This window comes from Oscillibacter sp. CAG:155 (genome assembly GCA_000436875.1).
Classification (GTDB): domain Bacteria; phylum Bacillota; class Clostridia; order Oscillospirales; family Oscillospiraceae; genus Oscillibacter.
Map to the genome: position 1 here is coordinate 4,009 of FR890895.1, position 2,611 is coordinate 6,619.

At 64.0% G+C, this 2,611-nt stretch carries 3 protein-coding genes; all 3 read left to right on the forward strand.

Translation table 11 applies throughout. The features are described from left to right. Window positions 1-368: winged helix-turn-helix domain-containing protein (locus QZL67_RS05070; RefSeq protein ID WP_292919897.1), on the forward strand; the 368-nt coding region annotated here is incomplete at its 5' end. A gap of 19 nt (window positions 369-387) precedes the next feature. After that, the gene (locus tag QZL67_RS05075; protein ID WP_022289672.1) at window positions 388-1,782 is read left to right on the forward strand and encodes a cell wall metabolism sensor histidine kinase WalK; all 1,395 of its coding nucleotides are present in this window, start codon (window positions 388-390) and stop codon (window positions 1,780-1,782) included. Next, window positions 1,779-2,611, forward strand: an 833-nt coding sequence (locus QZL67_RS05080; RefSeq protein WP_292919899.1) for a GerMN domain-containing protein, incomplete at its 3' end; no start/stop codon positions are given. The genes QZL67_RS05075 and QZL67_RS05080, both read left to right, overlap by 4 nt.

A 2,611-nucleotide genomic window follows, 5' to 3' on the forward strand; every position in this document is an offset into this window, starting at 1 on the left:
TACGGGAACGCATGGCGCGGTTCCGGGCCCTGCTGCGGCGGGCCGCCGGGATTCAGCGCAGCCAGGGCGCGATTTTGACGGCGGGGGACCTGTCCCTCAACACGGAGGAGCGCTTGGCCATCCGGGACGGCAAGAGCGTGGAGCTGACTGCCAAGGAGTATGATCTCATTGAGCTTTTGATGCGCAATCCCCGGCGGGTTTACAGCCGGGAAAATCTGATGAACGTGGTGTGGGGCTATGCCTACGGAGGGGATTACCGGACGGTGGACGTCCATATCCGCCGCCTGCGGGAGAAACTGGAAAAGAACCCGGCGGAGCCGGAGCACATCATGACCAAGTGGGGAGTGGGCTACTATTTCAAGGGCTAAGCAGTGGATTTACAGCAGCTTGCAGGTCAAGTTCGGCCTGAGCTATATTCTGATCATCGCGGCGGTGCTGCTGCTGCTCAATACCTACCCCCTGCGGGTGTCTCAGGACCTGGTGTTCCGCTCCAAGGAGGCCTCGCTGGAGAGCAGTGTCTCCGTGATGGTGTATTCCCTTTCGGGGCTGGATCATCTCACAGAGGAAAACGTGGCCCAGGCCATGGCGGTGGTGGAGGAGACGGGGCTGAGCCGGATTCTGGTGACGGACGACACTGGACGGGTGCTCTACGACACCCGGGAGACCGGCAGCGCTGTGGGGGAGTACGCGTTTTACACGGAGATCGTCCAGGCGCTGCTGGGCAGCGATGTGTTTACCAGCAACTATCAAAACGGGGCCTTCCGCAGCCGGGCCTCCTCTCCGGTGCTCTACCAGAGCCAGGTGATCGGGGCGGTTTACGCCTATGAATACGACACCGAACAGGCAGCGCTGCTGGAGGGGCTGCAGTCCAACCTGCTGCGCCTTTCGGCAGTGATCGGCGTGGCGGTGCTGGTGCTCAGCGTGCTGCTCTCCCGGATGCTGACCCGGAAGATCGGCCAGCTGCTCACCGCTATCCGCCAGGTGCGGGAAGGGGCATACAGCCACCGGGCAGAGATCGCCGGGCACGATGAGATCGCCCAGATCGGCCAGGAGTTTAACAGCCTGACGGACCGACTGCAGACCACGGAGAATGCCCGCCGCCGCTTTGTCTCCGACGCCTCCCATGAGCTGAAAACGCCGCTGGCTGCGATTCGCCTGCTGACGGATTCCATCCTTCAAACCGAGGATATGGACCCGGCCACTGCCCGGGAGTTTGTGTCGGACATCGGCGCCGAGGCGGAGCGGCTCTCCCGCATCACCGAGGATTTGCTGCGGCTGACGCGGCTGGACAGCGGCGTGCTGGAGCCGCCCACGGTGGTGGAAGTGCTGCCGGTACTGGAACAGGTGATGCGGATGATGAGCCTGGTGGCCCAGGAAAAGCAGGTGGAACTGACCTATACCGCCCAGCCGGGATGTGCCGTGCTGGCCACTCCCGACGAGCTGAATCAGGTCATTTACAACCTGACGGACAACGCGGTCAAATACACCGGCGCCGGCGGCGCGGTCCAGGTCTCCCTGGCCTGCCGGGAGGAGACGGTGATCCTGGAGGTGGCGGACAACGGACCCGGCATCCCCGAGGAGGATCTGCCCCGGATATTTGAGCGGTTCTATCGGGTGGACAAGGCCCGCTCCCGGGCCGCCGGCGGCACCGGACTGGGCCTTTCTATCGTCAGTGATACGGTCAAACGGCGGGGCGGCACCGTAGAGGCGGCCAACCGGCCGGAGGGCGGCACGGTATTCACGGTCCGCTGGCCCGCAGCGAAGGGAGGGAACGCGGCATGAGACGTTTTTTCGCACTGCTGCTGTGCGGCCTGATGCTGCTGACTTCCGGCTGTGCCTACGCGGCAGTGTCCTCCCAGCGAGGGGAAGGAGACTATGAGCTGTTTTTCCGGGAGGCGGATCTGTCCAGTGTCCCGGGGGGCGATGCCCTGCGTCCGGAGATCATCCATCTGGAGGAGGATCAGCGGCAGGACCCGCAGGAAGTGGCGCAGACGCTGCTGACAGCCCTTCTGGACGGCCCCACGGATGAGTCGCTGTGCAGCACCATCCCGCCGGGGACCACCCTTTTGTCACTGGAACTGGATGGTTCCCTGGCCCGGGTGGACCTGTCCGCCGCTTACAGAAGCCTCTCGGGGATCTCGCTGGCGCTGGCGGATTACTCGATTGCCATGACGCTCACCCAGCTGCGGGAGATCACCGCTGTCACCATCACCGTCCGGGGACAGCAGCTGGCGTACCGGGACAAGCAGACCTTTACCGCCCAGGATGTACTGCTCTCCAGCAATGAGGATGTGGTCAGCACGGTGAAGGCCACGCTGTACTTCCCGGATCAGTCCGGGGAACTGGTGCCGGAGGAGCGGACGCTGGACCTTTACGAGGGCGATACCCAGGCGGACGCGGTTGTCAAGGCACTGGCGGAGGGGCCGCTGGACAAGACGCTCTCCAACGCTCTGTCGGATGGGTTCCGGGTGCAGTCCATCTGGCTGGAGGATGACATCTGCTATGTGAATCTGCCCTCTGTGGCGCTGGAGGCACTGACGGAGCAGGATGCGCTGGAGACAGGACTGAATGCACTGCGCCGTTCACTGCTGTCGCTGGACGCGGTGGAGGC